General features: G+C 45.7%; 23 protein-coding genes and 2 riboswitches. Of the genes, 8 read left to right on the forward strand and 15 right to left on the reverse strand.

Annotated elements, in window-relative coordinates; all coding sequences use genetic code 11:
- Nucleotides 1-11: 11 nt before the first annotated feature.
- The 4 genes from C5I45_RS12795 to htpX all read right to left on the reverse strand — a co-directional run bounded on the left by C5I45_RS12795 (nt 12) and on the right by htpX (nt 3,358).
- Complete coding sequence (locus C5I45_RS12795; RefSeq protein ID WP_003154711.1) at nt 12-182, reverse strand: hypothetical protein; 171 nt, start codon at nt 180-182, stop codon at nt 12-14.
- 1 nt (nt 183) lies between these two features.
- A complete protein-coding gene (locus C5I45_RS12800) occupies nt 184-858 on the reverse strand; it encodes a DUF421 domain-containing protein (protein ID WP_025851707.1) in 675 nt (224 codons plus the stop codon).
- A 95-nt stretch (nt 859-953) separates the two neighbouring features.
- The gene (locus tag C5I45_RS12805; protein ID WP_014304894.1) at nt 954-2,306 is read right to left on the reverse strand and encodes a TrkH family potassium uptake protein; all 1,353 of its coding nucleotides are present in this window, start codon (nt 2,304-2,306) and stop codon (nt 954-956) included.
- A gap of 158 nt (nt 2,307-2,464) precedes the next feature.
- On the reverse strand, nt 2,465-3,358 hold the full coding sequence (gene htpX, locus C5I45_RS12810; RefSeq protein ID WP_003154715.1) for a protease HtpX: 894 nt from the start codon (nt 3,356-3,358) through the stop codon (nt 2,465-2,467).
- A gap of 148 nt (nt 3,359-3,506) precedes the next feature.
- Here htpX and C5I45_RS12815 point away from each other — a divergent pair, with 148 nt between their 5' ends.
- Nucleotides 3,507-4,208 carry a DUF1836 domain-containing protein gene (locus tag C5I45_RS12815; protein WP_003154716.1) on the forward strand — a complete coding sequence of 234 codons (702 nt, stop codon included), beginning with the start codon at nt 3,507-3,509 and terminating at the stop codon, nt 4,206-4,208.
- A gap of 134 nt (nt 4,209-4,342) precedes the next feature.
- Nucleotides 4,343-4,537, forward strand: coding sequence for an alpha/beta-type small acid-soluble spore protein (locus C5I45_RS12820; RefSeq protein WP_003154717.1), 195 nt, complete (start codon nt 4,343-4,345; stop codon nt 4,535-4,537).
- 6 nt (nt 4,538-4,543) lie between these two features.
- Here C5I45_RS12820 and C5I45_RS12825 read toward each other — a convergent pair whose 3' ends face one another.
- From C5I45_RS12825 to C5I45_RS12840, 4 genes are all read right to left on the reverse strand, one after another.
- Nucleotides 4,544-5,722 carry an anti-sigma-I factor RsgI family protein gene (locus tag C5I45_RS12825; RefSeq protein ID WP_014304893.1) on the reverse strand — a complete coding sequence of 393 codons (1,179 nt, stop codon included), beginning with the start codon at nt 5,720-5,722 and terminating at the stop codon, nt 4,544-4,546.
- Nucleotides 5,719-6,474, reverse strand: a complete 756-nt coding sequence (gene sigI / locus C5I45_RS12830) for an RNA polymerase sigma factor SigI (protein WP_003154719.1) — start codon at nt 6,472-6,474, stop codon at nt 5,719-5,721. Before sigI ends, C5I45_RS12825 begins: the two co-directional genes overlap by 4 nt.
- 276 nt (nt 6,475-6,750) lie before the next feature.
- Nucleotides 6,751-7,533, reverse strand: a complete 783-nt coding sequence (locus C5I45_RS12835; protein ID WP_046559538.1) for a TerC family protein — start codon at nt 7,531-7,533, stop codon at nt 6,751-6,753.
- Nucleotides 7,534-7,779: 246 nt separating this feature from the next.
- On the reverse strand, nt 7,780-8,415 hold the full coding sequence (locus tag C5I45_RS12840) for a DedA family protein (protein WP_370880545.1): 636 nt from the start codon (nt 8,413-8,415) through the stop codon (nt 7,780-7,782).
- Between the two features lie 576 nt (nt 8,416-8,991).
- Here C5I45_RS12840 and ku point away from each other — a divergent pair.
- Both ku and C5I45_RS12855 read left to right on the forward strand, forming a co-directional pair.
- Nucleotides 8,992-9,873: a non-homologous end joining protein Ku gene (gene ku / locus C5I45_RS12850; protein WP_003154722.1), complete on the forward strand. Its 882-nt coding sequence runs from the start codon at nt 8,992-8,994 to the stop codon at nt 9,871-9,873.
- Between the two features lie 2 nt (nt 9,874-9,875).
- Nucleotides 9,876-11,711, forward strand: a complete 1,836-nt coding sequence (locus C5I45_RS12855) for a DNA ligase D (protein WP_107994420.1) — start codon at nt 9,876-9,878, stop codon at nt 11,709-11,711.
- Nucleotides 11,712-11,720: 9 nt separating this feature from the next.
- On the opposite strand, the gene C5I45_RS12860 is transcribed toward C5I45_RS12855, so the two are convergent.
- From C5I45_RS12860 to C5I45_RS12875, 4 genes are all read right to left on the reverse strand, one after another.
- A complete protein-coding gene (locus C5I45_RS12860; protein ID WP_003154727.1) occupies nt 11,721-12,275 on the reverse strand; it encodes a YkoP family protein in 555 nt (184 codons plus the stop codon).
- 178 nt (nt 12,276-12,453) lie between these two features.
- Entirely contained in the window at nt 12,454-12,918 is a 465-nt protein-coding gene (locus C5I45_RS12865) for a MarR family winged helix-turn-helix transcriptional regulator (protein WP_007610911.1), read from the reverse strand.
- A gap of 142 nt (nt 12,919-13,060) precedes the next feature.
- Nucleotides 13,061-13,243, reverse strand: coding sequence for a Fur-regulated basic protein FbpA (locus C5I45_RS12870; RefSeq protein ID WP_003154731.1), 183 nt, complete (start codon nt 13,241-13,243; stop codon nt 13,061-13,063).
- 88 nt (nt 13,244-13,331) lie between these two features.
- Nucleotides 13,332-13,487 carry a hypothetical protein gene (locus tag C5I45_RS12875; RefSeq protein ID WP_003154733.1) on the reverse strand — a complete coding sequence of 52 codons (156 nt, stop codon included), beginning with the start codon at nt 13,485-13,487 and terminating at the stop codon, nt 13,332-13,334.
- Between the two features lie 194 nt (nt 13,488-13,681).
- On the opposite strand from C5I45_RS12875, the gene tnrA reads away from it, so the two are divergent.
- A complete protein-coding gene (gene tnrA / locus C5I45_RS12880; RefSeq protein ID WP_003154734.1) occupies nt 13,682-14,014 on the forward strand; it encodes a MerR family transcriptional regulator in 333 nt (110 codons plus the stop codon).
- Nucleotides 14,015-14,049: 35 nt separating this feature from the next.
- Here the strand turns inward: tnrA and mgtE are convergent, their stop codons facing one another.
- The 3 genes from mgtE to C5I45_RS12905 all read right to left on the reverse strand — a co-directional run bounded on the left by mgtE (nt 14,050) and on the right by C5I45_RS12905 (nt 17,402).
- On the reverse strand, nt 14,050-15,405 hold the full coding sequence (mgtE, locus tag C5I45_RS12885) for a magnesium transporter (RefSeq protein ID WP_014304888.1): 1,356 nt from the start codon (nt 15,403-15,405) through the stop codon (nt 14,050-14,052).
- A 234-nt stretch (nt 15,406-15,639) separates the two neighbouring features.
- Nucleotides 15,640-15,805: riboswitch (M-box (ykoK) riboswitch) on the reverse strand.
- A gap of 106 nt (nt 15,806-15,911) precedes the next feature.
- Nucleotides 15,912-16,049 (reverse strand): transcriptional regulator SplA domain-containing protein, encoded by a 138-nt coding sequence (locus C5I45_RS12900; protein ID WP_107994421.1) that lies wholly within the window; start codon nt 16,047-16,049, stop codon nt 15,912-15,914.
- A gap of 90 nt (nt 16,050-16,139) precedes the next feature.
- Nucleotides 16,140-17,402: a glycosyl hydrolase family 18 protein gene (locus tag C5I45_RS12905; RefSeq protein WP_107994422.1), complete on the reverse strand. Its 1,263-nt coding sequence runs from the start codon at nt 17,400-17,402 to the stop codon at nt 16,140-16,142.
- Between the two features lie 148 nt (nt 17,403-17,550).
- A riboswitch (TPP riboswitch) is annotated at nt 17,551-17,664 on the forward strand.
- A 181-nt stretch (nt 17,665-17,845) separates the two neighbouring features.
- Here C5I45_RS12905 and C5I45_RS12910 point away from each other — a divergent pair.
- The 3 genes from C5I45_RS12910 to C5I45_RS12920 are packed head-to-tail and all read left to right on the forward strand — an operon-like array spanning nt 17,846 to nt 20,805.
- Complete coding sequence (locus C5I45_RS12910; RefSeq protein ID WP_003154744.1) at nt 17,846-18,445, forward strand: ECF transporter S component; 600 nt, start codon at nt 17,846-17,848, stop codon at nt 18,443-18,445.
- A complete protein-coding gene (locus C5I45_RS12915; protein WP_014304885.1) occupies nt 18,432-20,069 on the forward strand; it encodes an ABC transporter ATP-binding protein in 1,638 nt (545 codons plus the stop codon). Before C5I45_RS12910 ends, C5I45_RS12915 begins: the two co-directional genes overlap by 14 nt.
- Nucleotides 20,044-20,805, forward strand: a complete 762-nt coding sequence (locus C5I45_RS12920) for an energy-coupling factor transporter transmembrane component T family protein (RefSeq protein WP_014304884.1) — start codon at nt 20,044-20,046, stop codon at nt 20,803-20,805. The genes C5I45_RS12915 and C5I45_RS12920 overlap by 26 nt, the downstream gene beginning before the upstream one ends.
- The last annotated feature ends 10 nt before the right edge of the window (nt 20,806-20,815 follow it).

Consider the following 20,815-nt stretch of genomic DNA (forward strand, 5'->3'; position numbering starts at 1 on the left):
AGAGGTATTTTTTATTTTTTGCCGTCTTCTTTTTTCTTCGGCTTCGTCTGTTCAAGCGTTTCAATCCATTTTCCGGCGTTATAATCACCGAGCTCGCTTGAAAACTCTTCTTCAAGCAATTTAGGGTCCATCGGCTTTTTATGGTTTTGCATGTCTTTGCTGTGGCGGTTTTTTTTCGTCATATTACTCGCCTCCTTGTTTGCCGTGTTTTGATTTGCGGTTTGCGCCTCTCAGTCCGGGATCACCGTCATATTGTGTTTTGTATGCATCTTTGTCCATGCTCTCAGTCGGTGTATTGTTGTTGGTCAAAGCTTCATTCTTTGCTGCTTTGCGTTTCATTTGATTTCCTCCTTCTGTCAGCAAATCTGTTTTGAATTCATTAAGCATTTTTTTTAAGTCGCGCACTGTCACGTTTTTGGCCTCATCAATGAGTTCATAGCCGATCTGTCCGTTCGGCTCAAGCAGCACATATTTAAAATCTTGAATGTCTCCGAGGCCTTCCTGCCTGATCCTCATTGACAGCTGGTCTTCGGTAAAACGCATTTTTTTTAAGTTTTTCGGGATGATTTTTCCGTTTCTGACAACGGCGACGGTTTTTCCTGAAAATAAAAACTCAAAAAAGCTTGATTTGATTTCTAAATATTCCATCAGAATCAGTACCGCAATAAAAATCGCCGCCGCGAAAATGGTTTCCCATAAATTATGTTCAATAAACGGCTGAATAATAATCGAGCCGATCGAAATCATGATGACTGTCTGGGTCACCGACAGCTGGCTGATGGATTTCCGTCCGGCAATCCGCAATAAAAAGGTACCGACCGCTATCATAACTACCGACTTCCAAAATACGGCAAACAATGACGTCACCTCTTTACAAGTAGAATCTCCAAAGAAACTGTTTCCACTCATCCATTTTACGGCAATAAAAAAACACCGCTTTCTGAAAAGCGGTGTCAGCCGATAATCATCCTTTCCTTCGGATAATGATAATTTGCTTCGATTTCTTTTCGGCCGATCAAATAAAGGAAAGTCAAAATGCCGATCCGCCCGATAAACATCACAATCATGATCACACATTTTCCGATGTCGCTTAAATGCGGAGTAATCCCGAGCGACAGGCCGGTCGTTCCGAAAGCGGAACACACTTCAAAAAGCAGTCCGAGGAGCGTCTGATTTGTCTCCGTCACGGAAAGAATCAGCGTCGACCCGAACACGAGCAGAATCGCCATCATCGTAACGACCAGCGACTTCATGACATCAGCCTGATGAAGCTCGCGTTTAAAGACCTTGACCGCTTTATTCCCTCTGGCAAAATGAAACAGGGCAAGAAGGTTAAGCGCAAACGTCGTCGTACGGATTCCGCCGCCGACCGAGCTCGGTGATGCGCCGATAAACATGAGGGCGCAGATGAAAAATAATGTCGGCGCCGACAGCTGGCTGATATCAATTGTTGCAAGCCCGCCGCTTCGCGTAGCAGTTGATTGAAAGAGACATAAAAATAAAACATCATGCCAGCTTTTCCCCTTCATAACATGGCTTGCTTCAAGCGCGTAAATGCCCACGGCTCCGAACAAAACGAGCATTCCGAACGTAACGGTCGTAATTTTCGTAAACAGCGTGAATGAGTATCTGCGCTGTTTTGAAAACAAAAAGTCTTTTACTTCTACGAGCACCGGAAAACCGATCGCGCCGAAAATAATCAGAAGCATCGTAATAAACTGCACGAAATAGTCATGTCTGAACGGGACGAGTGAATTTCCCGTAATATCAAAGCCGCCGTTTGTCGTGGCGCTGACGCTCGCAAAGAATCCGTGCAAGTACGCCTGTTCAAACGAATCATAGTACGTTAAAAAATATGTTCCTAAGATGATGCCGCCTAAAAACTCGATTAATAAAATCAAAAACAGCACTTGCTTCATCAGGTTGACGATACCGGAAAACTGCGATTGATTCTGATCCACCATAATGAGCTTCCGTTCCCGCAGACCGATCCGTTTGCCCATAATGAGCCAGACGAATGTTCCGAGCGTCATAATGCCGATTCCGCCGAATTGAAGCACGAAAGCCAAAATGACAATCCCGGCCGTGCTGAATGTATCAGCCGTGTTGACGACCGTTAAACCGGTGACACTGACTGAGCTGACAGCCGTAAACAGCGCGTCTATAAACGACCAGCTGGCCCCTTGTTTGTGGGCGGCCGGCAGACTTAGCAAAATAAATGCCACCGTCACAGCAAGAAAATAATATAATGCAATCAGCTGTGCAGGCGACAAGATCTGTATGAATTTCTTCAGTTTTAATTTCATAAGATAGTTCCTTCTGCCTCTCAAATGTAGTACGTAATTATTCTAATGATATTGGGAGAATTTTTAAAGGCCTTTTTAGAAAGATTTTTCATTACCTTATGTAATTTGCCGATCTTTAAACAAAAAACCTCTGAAACGATTGTCAGAGGTTTTGTTTATTATTTTGCTTCCAGCCTGCGGATGCGCTCATCGAGATCAGGGTGTGTGGAGAACAGTGACGAATGCTTTTTGCCGTTAATTTTTAACGTCTGCACCGCCGTCTGGTCTTCTTCATTCACATGTCCTGTATAAGACTTCAGCGTACGCAGGGCGTGAATCATTTTATCCTTGCCGGCAAGGTCTGCACCGCCGCGGTCAGCGTGAAACTCTCTGTGGCGCGAGTAGGCGAAGACGACAAGACTGCCGAGAATGGAAAAGATAATCTGAAACACGATCATCGCGATAAAATGCACGACCGGTGCGAGGTCTTCTTTGACAAAGCGGCTTGCAACCCATGCCGCGATTCGGGAAAGGAATACGACGAACGTATTGACGATTCCCTGCAGCAGCGTCATCGTGACCATATCACCGTTTGTGATGTGTGCGACTTCATGGGCAAGAACCCCTTCCACCGCAGCATCATCCATCTGCTGCAATAAACCTGAAGAAACCGCAACAAGCGAACGGCGCTTAGAAGGTCCGGTCGCAAAAGCATTGACCTCCGGGGACTGATAAATGCCGACTTCAGGCATTTTCGTCATCCCTGCGGCACGGGACAATCTGTGCACACGGTCAACCAATTGCTGTTCTTCATAGCTGAGTGACTGTTTCTTCGGATTTAACACCCGGACGCCCATCATCGTTTTGGCCATCCATCTGGACATTCCGAGAGAAATAAAAGAACCGACAAAACCGACGACAAGACTGAACACGAGCAATGCCATCAGATCAATGCGGCCATTTTGTATATACGAGCCGACACCGGTAACGCTTGTAATAATCGTAAGCACAATTCCGATTGTCGTAATGACCAAAAGGTTCGTTAAAATAAACAGAAATATTCTTTTCGCCATAATTACCTCCGTCTTTTTTAAGATCAAAAGAACTTATTTAATTAAATTATAAATGATCTGTTTGAAAATGCAACAATTTCGACGTATGATGTAAATGTAATTCTCAGTGATATCAGAAAGTGAACACGTAATCAATCAGAGGTGAACCATGAACACGTTTAAACTGACCCGAACTGATATGGTCCGGCTTCTTTACGCGTTAAAAGGCCAAGGAGACGCAACTCCTCTCCAAATCTTATTGCAATCAGCGGAAATGACATTGGATGAAGCGGAAAGCCGTCTGCATATCCCTGAATTTCTGACGAGATTCGAACGAAAAAAAGAGAAAAAGGAATACGGGCTTTCAACTAACGAGATTGTCGAGCTGGGAAATCTGTGCGAGCTGACGTCTTTAAAATCAACCGCCGTCCAAAACTGGGTGAAGCGCGATATTAAAGATTTAATCGGCCACCCCTTACTCGGCAAAAAATATACAATTGAACAAGCTGTCATCCTTCTCATTGTACGTGATTTAAAATCAATTTATGACTTCGAACATATACGCGGCATATTAAAAATCGCTTTTAACACGATCACAGACAGATCAGACGACGTCATCAGCCCGATCAGCTACTATGAAAGCTGCGCTCAAGTGATTGATTATCTTCATCATAAGGCAAACCCGCCGATGAAGGAAACGAGCCTGCAGGAGCTCGTCGAAGAGCAGACGGACAAGCTCAAAGGCTGCTTTAAAGAACTCGGAAGCGGACAATGGAACGATATCAGATCCATCATCGCCGTCACGGTGCTCTCCGTTTTGACTTTCCATATTCAAGCCTCAGCCTACAAAATGACCAGCCATTTATTATAATTCATAACGCTTCTTCGCCCCGGTGTCTGCGCCGGGGTTTTTTGCTGTACAACAATTGCCAGCATAATCAATACCGTTCCGTTTGAAACTAAAATGCGTAAACACATCTTGCCAGAGAAAAGGAGATGAAAAAGATGGCGAGCAGAAATAAACTCTTAGTTCCAGGGGCTGAGCAGGCACTTGACCAATTTAAATACGAAGTGGCTCAAGAATTCGGCGTGAACCTTAGCTCTGATACAGCAGCACGCGCAAACGGCTCTGTAGGCGGGGAAATGACAAAACGTCTTGTACAGCAGGCTCAATCACAATTAAACGGGAAAAATCAATAATGCAGCTTATTCGCCGGGACTTCTCGGCGAATTTTGATATTTATCGGCATTCTCCTTTCCGTGCCGGTAGCCGTTCGGATTCCTGCGGTCTGATGAATCTTCATGATGCCGATAGGAGTCCCAATGTTCATTGCGATCATGATTCCGCTGATTCCAGTAATGATTGTAATACTTTTGCTTAGGCTCTTTGTCATTTCCGTTTTCCTGAGGATTTTGTGTTGGGGGCTGCTCTGTTTCCCCATCTTGTTCCTTCTGTGTGTTTTCTTCTGATCCGGAAGCTGCATTTTTGTCGGTTTGCTGACTGCCGTCCTGACTGTCCGGCTTCGCTTCTTCCGTGCCGGGCGTTGTTTCATTGTTTTCCGGCTTCTCTGCTGCCTTTTCTTCATCAGGAGCTGTCTTTTCATCAGCCGCCGGCTTTTCTGTGTCCGGCTGCTTGCTTTGATCAGCGTCTGTTTCGGTATCTTTTTGATCTGTTTCATTGCCGTCGGTTTGCTTTTCAGACTGTTTTTCTTCTGTTTTCTTTTCGTTTCTTCTTATGTAGCTGCCTGTTGACATCCCTTCCTGTTTTGCTTTTTCTCTTGTTTCCATATCAGATTCAAGAGATTGGACCTGGTAGGTGCCCTTATATTTTTCAGTCATGTCAGCCAGCTGTTTTTTAACGCCTTTTTTATATGTATTGTCATCTGTATTTTCATAAACCGTGGAAATTAAAATCTCTTTTGATTCCTTTACATATCCATGCTTGCTGCAATCGGTAATAATATTATTGATGACTTCCTTAAAATCGCTGCTTTTCCAATCTCCGATGTCACTGATGACCTGTTTGGCGTCATGGTTCAGCGGTGTCAGTTCAATGACTTCATATTTGCTGTTTAAAGCCATTTCAATGCTGGGATTAATGTCAAGCGTCATATACGCGTAAGCTTTGTTATCAGAAAAAACCGGGAGCAAAATTAAAATAAACAAAATAATAGCAGTCATCGTAAACACTCCCAATTTAAAAGGGCGCAGTTTCAGAAAATCAAAAAAGCTGGCCCTTCTTCCCATACGCGTTTCGCCTTCGAACGTAATTTCCTCTCCGATTTCACAAGTGCGGTGATCATTTTTTGTTTTTAAAAATTGTCCGTCAGGGGTTAGCAACGTGACGAATTTTTTATTTTTCTCTACTATGATCCCTCTTCTCATGAGTGCAACACCCCTTTAAGATAATCTTTTAAATAAATATAATCACCGGTAATAATAATACTCATGGCGATGATATATTTTCGGTTCCGTTCGATCGTTTTTCTGCTGACCGACACGAGCTGCTCAAGCTGTTTGACAGGAAGCTGTTTTTTCTGGTGCAAAATGGACGCCAGCTCTTCATTTTCAACAAGCGTGTAGGCTACCTTAATCGCATTCTGCCTCGCATCTGTATGCTTCGGCGATTGTTCCAGCAGCTCTTTAAAAGACAGGCCGTATTCTTTCAGCTGCTTCTGAAAAAAAAGAATTTCTTCCCGGCGCTGTTCCTGTTCTATCTGTTTGCGGTATTCATCAATGGAAAGCTCCGCTTCGATAAGGCTCTGCGAAGATTCCTGGTCGTCGCCCTCCTGCACATCCATATTGATATGCTGAGCGGTTCTTGCTTCTTTTCTGATATAGTCTATCACTTTTCTTTTTATAATCAGCTCTGCAAATGCAAGCAGCGAATTACCTTTTTCAGCCGAATACTTTTCAATAGCTTCGTTAAACGCGATCAGCCCGATGCTGAATTCGTCGTCTTTTTCATCTATATATCGTTTACAAACGGATGAAACCGTCTTCGCGATAAAAGGCTTATATTGCTGTATTAAATCGTTCTGCAGATCTTTGTCGCCTTTTTGTATTTTTTCAACAGATGTTTCAAGCGTTTGCTTCTTTTTTCCCAATTTAAACAAAAGGCTAAGCACTGGTTTCACCTCAGTTCCTCCCTATAACTACTCATAATCATAGCTAATTTAGTAGGGATTCGCAAAGGAAGAAAAAGAGAAATCGATTTCATTTGTCTCAATTATGACAAGCCAATAAGACGTACTATACATGATTTCGTGCCCCCATGCAGAATTAAGGGGGTTTTCTCTGTGTTTTTTGTAACAATGCTGTTATAAAATTGTTATCATATGTCTTAAATGTAAGCGTTTCAAACAAAAAAGGGAACCTGCTTTCTAAAAAGCCAGACTCCCTTTTTGATCATTTTACGCGTGTTCTCTTTTTTCCGATGCCGCGCCGGACTCTGTTTGTTTTGCTCCTGACATAAACCATCCGCAAACCGCAATGGCAGCCAGAACCGCCCAGAAAATGATTTTCCAGGCCGCCGAATGGATGACATCTGCCGGAATTATACCGAGTTCCTCATGGGCCAACGTATAAAGAGCGAGCTTCACGCCTACCCATCCGACAATCACAAATGCCGCCGTTTCAAGGCCCGGCCTGGTTTTCAGTAAGGATACGAACATTGATGCCGCAAAACGCATAATGATTAAACCGATTACGCCGCCGGCTAAAATAACGAGAAACTGACCGCCGTCCAAGCCGCCGATGGCGGGAAGCCGTGTTCCCGGGAGCGTTACGGCAAGCGCGACCGCCGCTAAAATGGAGTCAACGGCAAAAGCGATGTCCGCGAGTTCCACTTTCAAGACAGTCTGCCAAAACCCGCTTTCTTTCTGCGTTTTCTGCCCGGCGTTATCTTTGAATACATACCGCTTCAGCAAATGGCTGACCGCAATGTAAAACAGGTATAAAGCGCCGACGGCCTGGATCTGCCAAACATTCACCAGAAATGAAATGGCGAACAGCGACCCGAAACGCAAAATAAATGCGCCCGCCAATCCGTAAAATAAAGCCTTCTTCCTTTGTTTTTCAGGAAGATGCTTCACCATCACAGCCATTACCAGCGCGTTATCCGCCGCCAAAATCCCTTCCAGCCCGATTAAAACGAGAAGAACCCATCCATACTCCAATAATAATGCAAAGTCCAATCCATTCCCTCCGTTTCTTTTTTCTATCATCCGAGCTTATACCGGCGGTTTTTTTACGCAAAAAAGACCTTTGCCGATATAAGGCAAAGGTCTTGCTAGACATGAATGATTGGCATGCCAACAAAGCCGATGGATATGATCCATGAATTGACGACTTTGTTTCCGGAATATCCGGACGCTACTCCCCTTTGGGATTTCAAGAAATATTTGTTTATACGCTCATGATAAAGCCTGTTTCATCATTTGTCAACGCTTAACTTTTTTAACAAATTGAGAAATTTTTTCTGTTTTGACCCGCTGTTTTCTTCTCTTCAAAAACATCCAAAGAACGAGAAGCAACACAATGAATATACCGAGCGGCAGCATATATTGATCGAGAATGGAACCGACGCTTTTCCAATTTTCCCCGAGTTTCATACCGAGGTATACGTAAGCAAATGTAATCGGCAGCATCGCTGCATATGTATAGAGAGAGAACACCCAGACATTCATCTTCGCAATGCCGCACGGCAAAGAAATCAGCGTCCTGACCCCCGGTATAAAACGGCCGCTGAACGCTACCAAACCTCCGTGCTTCTGAAAGAATTCATCTGATTTCTGCAGGGATTCGGGTTTTATCCATATGTACTTTCCATATTTCAGCAAAAACGGCCGACCGCCCAGCCTGCCGATCCCATATAAGACAAGCGGACCTGAAACACCGCCGAGCGAACCGGCAAACACGGCTCCGGCAAGCGTCATATCCCCTTTTGAGACCCAATAGCCCGCAAGCGGAAGAACAATTTCCGCCGGGATGAATTCTATACTGAGCGCCAAAAAAATTCCGGCGTAAGATAAGCTTTTAAACGCTTCAATTATTGATATGATGAAATCTTCGATGATCTATCACTCCCGGCTTACGTCTATATTCTGAAACTTAAGAATGATTTTAACACAAAACCTTGAGGCTGAAATATCTTTTAGACATGCCCGTTATAAATATAGTCGTTTCAGATCGGTATAGCGGGAGGGAATGACATGCGCAATACAACGTCCCGCCTGTCTCCTGATTGCTCGTCTGGCGGCGGTTACATCACTTAAGATCTCCGGAAAGTTACCATTTGCGGTAAGCGGCGCTGACCGGAATTCAGTTCATATGGGCAGTGCGTTTTGCCGGGATCTTTGCCATCGCCGAATCTGTTTTTATGGGAGCGGGAAATTCTCTCGGTCACTACATGGAAATGCGTGGGCATTTCCCGGGGAATGATTCTGTATAATCTTTTTGATCAACCATTGATGATTTTCGGGGACTTCAGCGATTTAAAGAACTTACCGATTCACATGCGATTTCCTTTTCAGCCGGCCATTACCGCATGAGGAAATAGAACAGCCGCTCCATGAACGCCGCATCACCCATAAGTTGCTACACATGGAACGGACCCGTTTATCCACAATAAAGACAAAAAGGAGTTTTTATTCATGCACACGATGTGGAAGGGTTCGATCAGTTTCGGCCTCGTCAATATCCCGGTCAAGCTCTTTGCGGCCACTGAAGATAAAGATATAAAATTCCGCAGTCTTCATAAAGAAGACCATGCGCCGATTAAATACGAAAAAATCTGCACCGGATGTGAAAAGAGTCTGGAGCCTGATGAAATCGTGAAAGGCTATGAGTATGTAAAAGGGAAATACGTCATTATGACAGACGAAGACTTGAAAGACGTAAAACAGGAACATGAAGAAAAAGCGGTTGAGATTGTTGACTTTGTCCAGCTGCAGGAAATCGATCCGATTTATTTTAACCGGTCATATTATGTCGGGCCGGGAGACAACGGCACAAAAGCCTATACACTTCTGCGGGAAGCGCTGAGGACGACGGGTAAAATCGGGATTGCCTCCATTACGATCCGCTCTAAACAGCAGCTTGCGATTCTTCGCGTGTATGACAACTGCATCGTGATGGAATCCATTCATTATCCGGATGAGGTCAGAAATGCCGGACATGTGCCGGGCGTTCCTGAGCAGACAGCCGTTAATGAAAAAGAGCTGCAGACGGCGATCACATTAATTAATGAGCTGACAACCGAGTTTGACCCGGAACAATACGAAGACACATACCGGAAAGCCCTTCTCGCCAAAATTAACGATAAGCTCGAACATGAAGAAGCGGGCGTGACACCTGCTCCTGCCGGCCCGCGAGAAGATGTCATTGATCTTGTCAGCGCGCTTCAGGCAAGCATTGACCGGACGAAGCGGCCGAATCGCGAACAGGCTGCACCGGCACGGACAAAAGACACAGCGTCAGCTGGCGGCGGAGGCAAAAAGCAGAAGACGACCAGACAAAAAGCCGGAACGTCTTAATCATGGTGCTGACGATGCAGCCGATTTTGACCTCTGTACCGCCTGAAGGCAGTGAGTGGCGCTATGAGGTAAAGTATGACGGATTCCGCTGTCTTCTCCGCATAGACGAAAACGGTGTTACATTAACCAGCAGAAACGGACAGACGCTGACGAATCAATTTCCGGAAATCACGGCTTTTGCGGCCCGGTGTTTTCAGCACATGAAAGACAGGTTCCCCATTACGCTTGACGGAGAGCTTGTCTATTTAATCAATCCGTACAGGGCGGACTTTGAGCATCTTCAAATCCGCGGACGTTTAAAACGAACCGAAGCAATTAAAAGCACCGCTGAGAGACGGCCGTGCCGCTTTCTGGCATTTGATCTCCTCGTTCTGGAAGGCGCCGGCACCGTCTCATTACCGTATGTGAAACGGAAGCGCGCCCTTTCCAAACTGCTTAAAGAAGCAAATCTTCCCGCCTGCCCTCATCACTTAGCGGAAGAAGCAATTCAATACATTCCGGAGCACACTGACTTTGACGCGCTTTGGGACAAGGTCGTCCGCCATGACGGAGAAGGTATCGTAGCCAAAAGGACTTCCAGCGGATGGGCGGAAAATAAACGCTCTCCCGACTGGCAGAAGTATAAACATATGAAAACGGCTCATGTGCTATTAACCGGATTCAATCCGAAGAACGGGTATGTGACAGCCTCTGTTTTGAAAGACGGCATCGTCGTCCCGATCGCTTCCGTGTCCCACGGCATGCAGGCGGAAGAAAAAAACGCCGTCAGAACCATTATGGAGACCCACGGAAAAAAACAAAAAAGCGGCGAGTATACACTTGAGCCTTCTATCTGCATGACCGTGCAGTATTTAACCATATTGCAGGACACGCTGCGTGAAGTATCTTTTGTGTCCTTTCAGTTTGAAATGGATTGGACGGAATGCACGTATCAGCAGCTTATCCTCCGCTCTAAAACGCTGCCGCCGAAGCTGCAGTTCACAAGCCTGGATAAGATCGTTTTTAAAAAACATGAAAAAACGAAAGCAGATTTCCTTAGTTATATGGTGAAAATGAGCGATTTTCTTATGCCCTTTCTTAAAGATCGGGCCGTCACGGTGATCCGTTATCCGCACGGCGCGCCTGGCGAATCTTTTTTTCAAAAAAACAAACCGGACTACACGCCGGACTTTGTCTCAAGCGTGTTTGACGGGAGCCACGAGCACATCGTATGCAGCAGCATACCGTCACTTCTATGGCTGGCTAATCAGCTGGCGCTTGAATTTCACGTTCCGTTTCAGACAGTGCATTCTGAAAGGCCCGCAGAAATCGTCATTGATCTTGATCCTCCGTCAAGGAATGATTTTCCTATGGCAGTGGAGGCTGCGCATGTGCTGAAACAGCTGTTTGACTCATTCAGCATGACGTCATTCCCGAAGCTCTCCGGAAATAAAGGCATTCAGCTTTACATCCCGCTTTCACCGGAAGCATTCACCTATGAAGAAACCCGTGCTTTCACAATGCTCATCGCCGATTATTGCGTCAGGACACGCCCGGATCTTTTTACGACAGAGCGGTTTATCAAAAACCGAAACGGCAGGCTCTACCTAGATTATTTGCAGCATGCCGAAGGGAAAACCATTATCGCCCCCTATTCGACCCGGGGCAACGAATTGGGAACGGTTGCGGCTCCCCTTTATTGGAGCGAAGTCAACTCCTCTTTAACACCTGATGATTATACGATCGATACAGTAGTGAACCGCGTCAGGACAGAGGGAGATCCGTTTTATGATTTTTACCGGAATCCGCAGGACGGCCCGCTTTCAATCGTGCTTGAGCAAATCAAGAGAAAGAGCTGACGCTTTTGGTCAGCTCTTTTCAGTCTGATACGTGCACATCAATTTTTCTTTGGAAATAAATAAATAGCAGGAGTAAGGAATGTTTTTGAGGGTGAGCTGTTTTGCAGTAAAGTATAAAATCGGAAGATGGGCCGCTTTCTTAAACAGCCTGTAGCAGCCGCTGGACGGTTTTATCACATCAAAACCGAGTCTCGCCGCTCCTTTATGAAGCATTGTAATGCCGACGACTCCCTTAATCTCGTCTTTCCGTTTATGCTGGTTAATATAATCCGCTAAATGTGGCATGGATTGATATACCTTCTGATATAGCATAATCCCCCTTCTGACCGCGCTTTCAATAGGCTGCAGCTCTTTCAGGAGTTTGACATTATGAAGATGAATCTTAACTAACACGTCGTTTTTTTTAATTCTGGTTCCGTCGCTCAGGATGACTTCTTTTCCTTTATATCTAGTCAAACGGACGCGGAATACATTCGATTGCCGTTTATCAATCAGCGTCAGCCGGGTAAAGAAGAAATAAAGCGGATCAAGTAAGTACCATATAGACAGCAGACAGCTTCTCACATGTTCACCTTCTTTATATTCAAAGCACCCTCATATTTTGGCATGAGGCATGACACATTATGATTGGTAAATAATGATGCAGCCCTGTATCAGCTTATGCAAAAACCGCTTCAGGCTCTACTGTCCGAAACAGAAAAAAACACTCTTCATGAAGAAGAGTGTCTGTATCCGCTTTCTTTTAACGGAAAAGCAAATGCTGGCTGTGAATTCCCGCTTTTTTCAGTAAGGCTATCAGCTGTTCCTGTTCCTCAGGCATAAGTCCTGAAAACGCTCTCGCAATTCTCAATGAATGAATCGGATAAATTTTATCCAAATACTCGTTTCCTTTATCAGTTAAATGGGCGTAAACAGACCGTTTGTCCTTCGGGTCTTGTTCTCTGACCAAAAACCCGTTTCTTTCAAGCTTGTCGATGACATAGGTGACATTCCCGCTGACAAGCAAAAGACGCGACCCGATTTGCTGAAGCTTTTGCGGTCCTCTCGTATAGAGCAGCTCCAAAACGGCAAATTCAGTCGGATTAAAACCGTGTTCTTTACTGTCGCGGATGCTGTGTTCAGACACACTCTTGAAAGCCCTCGCAAAAACTTTGTACAAATTCATCGAACGCATCACTTCTTCTTCGTTAAATGATAATCTCATCATATCTACCCCGTATTTAAGATTTTTATAAAAAAATAATGTAAACCCTTACAATTCATAAGAGTCGTTCTTTGTTTTATATTCTATTCGTGCCGTTTTTCAGAATTCCTTCTTTTTTATATAAAAAAATACCCTTATACATCATTTAATTTGTATAAGGGTTCCGTTCTTTATAGGGAATGTTCCGAAAAAAATACGCGTATTCCTTTCTCAGCTCCGTAATTGTCATGGAATTAAGTATTTCTTTCGTATAGACTCCGATCTGCAGAAGCTTTTTGGAATAATGGTTTCTCTCTTTATCCAATGCATTTTGAAGCAAACGACTCATGACGGCCTCCTTTGTTTTCCGTTATTCTATGATCAGAATAACGCTTTTATATCAAAGACGTATAAAGCCATTGTAAAACTTCTGTAGATTATGATGTTTTTCGGTAAAGACCGTTCTGGACCGCTCTGAGCAGCGGAAAAGCGTGTTCCCCGGCAAGCTGCATGAACGCCTCCAGCATTTCATCGCGTTTCATATCTAATTCAATGATTTCTTTTGCCAGCGAAACCGCTTTTTCTTTCTCCATTCCTATCCTTCCTCCTCATTGTATCTGTACAATAAGCATAAAACGGGGGCACAGAACCATGCATTAACCTTGTCAATTTTTCTGCCGCTTTTTTTCTAAAATTTTCTATTCCGCGTCAGAAAACCTGACAAGCGTCAGGTTTTTTCTCTTTTTTTCTTATATAATATGAGTAAAAGACATCCAGGGGTGGAAAAATGACGACAGACGAACAATCTTACAAAGATAAAAAAGTAATCTCGATCGGCATTGTAAGCGAATTAACCGGATTGTCAGTCAGACAGATCAGATACTATGAAGAACGGAAATTAATCTACCCGCAGCGATCATCACGGGGAACGAGAAAGTATTCCTTCGCGGACGTTGAGCGGCTGATGGATATTGCCAACAAGCGGGAAGACGGCGTGCAGACGGCTGAGATTTTAAAAGACATGCGGAAAAAAGAACAGGCTCTCAAAAACGACCCGCAGCTCCGCAAAAAAATGCTGGAAGGACAGCTTAATGCTCATTTTAAGTATAAAAACCGCTGATCAAAAAAGTCCGCCTCCTGTGAGACGGACTTTTTTTATAAAGCATGAAGAAATGCAGTTGCAATGCCGAAATAAATTAATAAGGACAAAATATCGTTCAGCGTCGTAATCAGCGGTCCTGACGCAATCGCCGGGTCAATGTTCAGTTTATGAAGAATAATAGGGACGATCGTTCCGGCCATCGTACCGATAATCAACGTTGCAAGCAGCGATGAACCGACGACAAAACCGAGCGTTAAGTCTTTCTGCCAGACGGTTGCGACGATCGTAATCGCGATCGCACAGACAATGCCGATGTAGATACCGGTTCTTAATTCACGGAAAATCAGTTTAAAAATGGTTTTTTTATTCATTTCTTCTTTAGCCAGTCCTCTGATGACGACGGCGAGTGACTGTGTGCCTGTATTACCCGTCGTTCCCGCGATCATCGGCATGAAAAACGCGAGGGCGACTACTTTTTGCAATGTATCTTCAAAATAATTCAGAATGCTTCCGGAAATCAATCCGATAAACAAAAGCAGAATGAGCCACGGCAAACGGCGGTACGCCGCCACGTATGCTTTCGTATCAAATGTAATCGCCTTACCGGAGGCTGCGAATTTTTCGTAATCTTCATCGGCTTCTTTAATCACGACGTCAATAATATCATCGACAGTGACAATACCGACAAGCACATTATTTTCTTCCACGATGGGAATGGCTAAAAAGTCATACCGCTGGATCAGCCGGGCGACTTCTTCCTGGTCTTGGAGCACCCCGGCCGAGATGACACGCGTAAACATGAGATCCTGCACTTTATCGTCAGGCTCGCCGAGAATTAAATCTCTGTAAGAGAGCACTCCGACAAGCTGCTTGCTGTCATTAATCACGTACAAATAATTTATTGATTCTGCGATTTCTGCAAAGCTTTTCAGCTTCACGACCGCATCTTTTACTGTATAATGCTGCGGAATCCAGACGAAGCGGTTCGTCATCATCCGGCCCGCCGATTCTTGCGGATAGTTCATCAAAAGCTGTACGGCCTTTGATTCCTCAGCCTCCATACTGGATAAAAGCTGTTCTTTCAGTTCTTCATCCATCTCTTCAAGCAATGCGGCGAGATCGTCGTTATCCATTTTATTCATTGCGAGAGTGGCTTTCGTTTTACCGACCTTATGCAAAACGGCAAGCTGAAATTCCCGCTCCAGCTCTCCGATCATGTCGGTGATGTCATCAACCGTCATATATGACAGATAGCGGGCCCGGTGCTTTTCCGGCATTTCTTTAAATAAAAATGCCATGTCATAGGGCTGAAGCTCATCTATCATGTTTCGGAATTCTTTTATTTTTCCGTCCCGCAATAAAATGATAATGCGTAATATGAGTTCGTCATAGGTCATGTTTTGGACCATCGGGACTCGTACCTCCTTTACGGAGACGCGCCGTCCGTCAAGGGAAGTGCGGCGGTTTGTCTCCTCATCATGTCGTCACTGGTTATCTGGCTGTATATGGGTACTTCTTCTGACATACTCGAATGGGGAGAATCCATACTCCGCACCTCCTTATCATGCTCAGTCGTGTACGTTTTGAGGCATAAAAAAAACCTTCCGATATGAAGGCGAAAACAAGCACGGCAAATAAACGTGCGGGGCCTCCAATCGTAGAGCTTTAGCACTGTATGGCATAGGACAGCCATCCAGCTGCGTTAAGAATCACCTTATGTCGATGATTCCTGTTGACCCATTGGCGTCTTTGGACATTTTTGGGCAGCAGCGTATCTCCATACAGGAGCCTCACCTAACGAAGTTCTTATTTGAATTGACACACTGAGATTACAGAAAAAAAAGGAATGTGTCAACCTTAAATTTGTGATTTCAGCACATGCCTATAAAATAAACGGAATAAAGGCATAAAGCCCTTATTCCGGCAAATCGCTTTCATCGTCTTCTGAAAGGAAATGATAGGATTCATGCAGCATGAGCGCGTATTCCCCTTCTTTTGTCGGATGCGGTACATACTCAGCCTCGTTGATATACTGCTCTTCCCTTTTCTTCATATGACAGACCTCCTTTTCAATTTTAGATTGTCCAAAAGAAGCTCCGTTATCATAGGAAAGAAAAAATCACTTACGGAGAGGGACATGCAGCTATATTTTTCGGATCGTGAAAAAGTTCCTAAGCAGCCACGGGCCCGGTTTGAAACCGAGCGTTAATTGCCACGCGCCGATCGCCTGCAGTCCGAACTCTCGAACGAGAACCATTTTTTCACTCATGCTCCGTACATCCTCAAACCACACTTCATGCGTTCTTCCATTTTCATCAGTATACCGGAAGTAAGGGGAACGCTCCTGCTGGGAATAACGGATCATTGATTGATGCTTCATCGCCGTTTCCATGGCGCGCTGATTGGAGATGGCAGATCCGATCGTTCCGGGACGGTACGGAATCACCCAATCATACCCGTACAGCGGAACACCGAGAATCACTTTTCTTCTCGGCACCCTGCTGATGGCAAAATTGATCGTTTGCCTGACCTCTGTCAAAGGCGCCACGGGTCCCGGCTCACTGCCGGCGTGGTGCCAGTCGTACGCCATAATGAACATATAATCGACGACGGCTCCGATTCCGCCGTAATCATATCCCCTCAGCCACGGCACTGCATCACTTGTTTTCGCCGGAACCGATATCGTTAACGCGAGCTGATGCTCTGAAAGCCGGGTTTTTAACTGCCGGAGAAATCCTGTGAAGAGATCCCTGTCAGCTTCTCTGACCCGTTCAAAATCGATATTTACACCGCCGTATCCCTTTCTTACCGTTAAGGAGACGATATTGTTGACGAGATTCGTTCTTGCCGCCGGATTCTGCAGCACTTGATGGGCTAATTCCGGACTGAATCCCCCTTCTGTCAGATTCGTAATGACGGCAAGCGGGCGCACTCTGTTCTGCCATGTGGTTTCTATTGCGGTTCTGTCGTTTAAATCGTTCATGATATCTCCATTCGGGCCGAAATGATATTCAAACAAAGAAATCGCCGAAGAATACGGCGCAAAATCATTAATCAGCTCTCTATCCGCTTCAGGCGTCCGAATGACATAAAATTGCAGGGTTCCCGCAAGATAGTTAGAGATATCAGGGATCTTCACTTTCATACCCGTCCGCAGCCGGTTCGGCGGAATATCCGGGTTTGCCTGCATCAGCTGCATCTGCGGCACATAAGCCTTACCTGCGATAACGGCATACGTATCATTCGGCTGAATCGTATATTCATTAAGAGGGATTAAAAGCGCCTGCCCCGGAACGATATTCGTTTCCTCAAGCCCGTTGACGCTTCTGATGCTGTCAACAGGGTATCCGTACTTTCTGCTGATGGAAAATAACGAGTCGCCAGACTGCACTGTATGAACAAACATAGATGTCCTCCGTTTCCTTTTGATCAAAAGGGCTCTTCTTATCTTTATGAATGATCTTCCGGTCCGATTCCAAACTCTGTTCGGAGAAAGGCTGTTTACAAATCAGACATGATCAACTATGATGATGTCATCATAAAAAACTGTATAGGAAACGCACTAGGGGTGCTGTTATCGGCTGAGATAAAACATGCGGCAGGCGTGTTTTGATCCCTTATAACCCGATCTGGATAATACCAGCGTGGGGAAGTGCAGATTGACCGGAGCGCAGGGTTTTTCCCCATGCGTTTTCGTTCTGCTGCTGCATATTCCCTCGGATATGCAGTTTTTTATTTTTCATTAAAAAACGGGGGAGGACACCGCAATATGAAACTTACGATCAATCGTCTTTCGTAAAATCAACTCTTTCATACTTACGACTATCGATAAGAAAGCAGGAGATCACAATGAAAAATTGGAAAATGAGAGAAATTGTCGTCATGTCCGTCATCAGTGTTGTATTTGCTGTCATTTATTTAGTATCAACTCATGCAAGCAATATAGCGGCAGGATTTTTCGGCCGGATGAGCTACGAACCGATTTACGGTATCTGGTTTATCGTCTCGGTGATTGCCGCCTACATTATTCAAAAACCGGGAGCGGCTCTCGTTTCTGAAATCATCGCCGCGTTTGTGGAGTGCTTACTCGGAAATCCGTCAGGACCGATGGTGATTCTGATCGGGATCGCACAGGGAATCGGTGCGGAAGCGGTCTTTTTAGCGACACGCTGGCGGGTGTATACCCTGCCCGTGCTTCTTTTATCCGGTATGGGGTCTTCTGTGACAAGCTTCATTTATGACTTGTTCGTTTCCGGATACTCTGTTTTGAATCCGGGTTTATTAGCCGTCATGCTTCTCATCCGTCTGGTCTCAGGTGCGCTTCTTGCCGGCCTTCTCGGCAAAGCAATCAGTGATGCGCTGGCTTACACAGGAGTGCTGAACGGCATGGCGCTCGGAAAACAATTCAAGAAGAAAAAGAAACAGGTGAACCAAGATGCAGGCATCTGAACCCCTTCTATCCGCCGGCCGTCTTACCTTTTCTTATGATCAGGATGAAAAGCCGATTTTTCAAAACGTGTCCTTTCAGCTCCGCAAAGGAGAGCGGGCTTTATTGCTCGGGCCGAGCGGATGCGGCAAAAGCTCGCTCGCTCTCTGTTTAAACGGTCTGTACCCGGAAGCATGCGATGGGGTTCAATCGGGAACCGTTTCTTTATACGGAACACCTCTTTCACACCTGACAGAACCCGCCGCCAGATCCATCGGCGTCGTGTTTCAAGATCCGGACCAGCAGTTTTGCATGCTGACGGTTGAAGATGAAATCGCCTTCGGCCTGGAAAATTTGCAATATACAAAAGAAGATATGGACGCAATCATCGATGACGTTTTAGAAAAATTAGAGATCACTCATCTGAAAACGCGAACGATCGCTTCGCTGTCAGGCGGTTCAAAACAAAAAGTGGCGCTTGCCTGTATCATTGCAATGGAACCGGAACTCATTATTTTGGACGAACCGACGGCACAGCTTGATCCATATTCGGCACGTGAATTAGTGCGGCTGATCAAAGATCTTCAAGCAAAAAAAGGCTTCGGCCTTCTCGTTATCGAACATCAGCTTGATCACTGGGCGCCGTGGATGGACAGGACGATTGTCCTTGACGAAACGGGTCAGAAGGTGATGGACGGAGAGACAGACGTTATCTTTGAAACAAAGATTGAAGAGCTGATGCAGCTCGGCATTCCGATTCCGCGTGTGATCTCATTGCAGGAGCACGTCAGCATTCCTTTTACATTGTGTAAAGAAAATCTGTTTGACGAACCTGTACCATCTCTGCCCGAACCCCGGCCCGCCGCGCTTTCGGCAGAAGACGCGCTGAGCGTTCACGAACTGTCATTCTCAAGAGGAGCAGAAGTCATTTTTCAGGATGTGAGCTTTTCCGTAAAAAAAGGGTCAATCACCGCGATTGCCGGTCCTAACGGAACAGGAAAATCCACGCTCCTTTCTGCCGCGGCCAAGCTCATCCGTCCGCTGGGCGGAGACATCAAAATAGACGGCAGACCGATTGATTCCTATTCTGAAAAAGAGCTGCGGCGACAGATCGGATATGTTTTCCAGAATCCTGAACACCAGTTTGTCACAGATTCCGTCATTCAAGAGCTGATGTTCGGTTTTGAAAGCAACAGAGCCGCAAAGGAGAAAGCTCTTCAGCTGTTAACCCGATTCGGCTTGAGACGCCATGCCTCACAGCATCCGTTTTCTTTAAGCCAAGGACAAAAACGCAGGCTCAGCGTCGCGACGATGCTTATGCACAATGTGAACGTTTTGATGCTTGATGAACCGACTTTCGGACAGGATGCCAAAACGGCGCGGGAGTGTATGCAAATGCTCCGTGAGATTCAAAAGGAAGGAACGGCTGTTTTGATGGTGACACACGATATGGAACTCGTCTCGGATTATGCCGACACGATCCTTGTGCTCTGCGGCACGAAGCTGGTGTACCGCGGAACGCCCGACTCATTGTTTTCTGATCATATCGGAATCGCGGAGCGGGCGCATTTAGCTTTGCCCCTGCGGTATGAATGGATGAAACACGACAGGAGGCGGAGAAATGAACTTGCGGCTGGAGGCTGTTAACCCGTCAATAAAGGCGGCGGCTGTATTGTTATGCGTCATTATGCTGTCATTTATTTATAATCCGTACACCCCTGCTTTGTTTTATATCATCATTGCGGGAGGCGTCCTCTCGGCGGGGCGTGTGCCGCTGAAAAAATGGCTGCTGTTCACGATTCCGTTTGTCATTCTGGCCTTCGGTTCTTTATGGACAGCCGCCGTATTCGGAAACGTCCCGACAACCGGGAGCAATCTGCTGTTTAAACTCGGGCCGATTGCCGTCAACAGTGATAACGCGGCGCTCGGGATTTCTATCGCGTTTCGTATTTTATGTTTTTCCGCTTTGTCGATGATGTTTCTTTTTACAACCGATCCGATTCTGTTCATGCTCAGTCTGATTCAGCAGTGTAAGCTGCCGCCCAAGCTTGCATACGGCGTTATCGCGGGATTCCGGTTTCTCCCTCTTCTGAAAGATGAAATCCTGATCATCCGGCAGGCGCACAGAATCAGGGGTGCGGCGTCTGATTCCGGGCTGAAAGGAAAGCTCTCCGCCTTCAGGCGCTTCACCATTCCGCTATTGGCAGGCGCAATCAGAAAGGCGGAACGCACGGCGATCGCGATGGAATCTAAAGGCTTTACTGGGAGCCGAAACCGCACGTTTTACAGAACTGTTACTGTGCGCCGCGGCGACTGGTGCTTTTTCCTGCTCGTGCTTCTGTTATTCGGCGCAAGCTGGCTCATTTCATTGTTGTTTGTATAAAAACAGGCCG

Source organism: Bacillus sp. ZY-1-1 (genome assembly GCF_003047165.1).
Lineage (GTDB): Bacteria > Bacillota > Bacilli > Bacillales > Bacillaceae > Bacillus > Bacillus velezensis.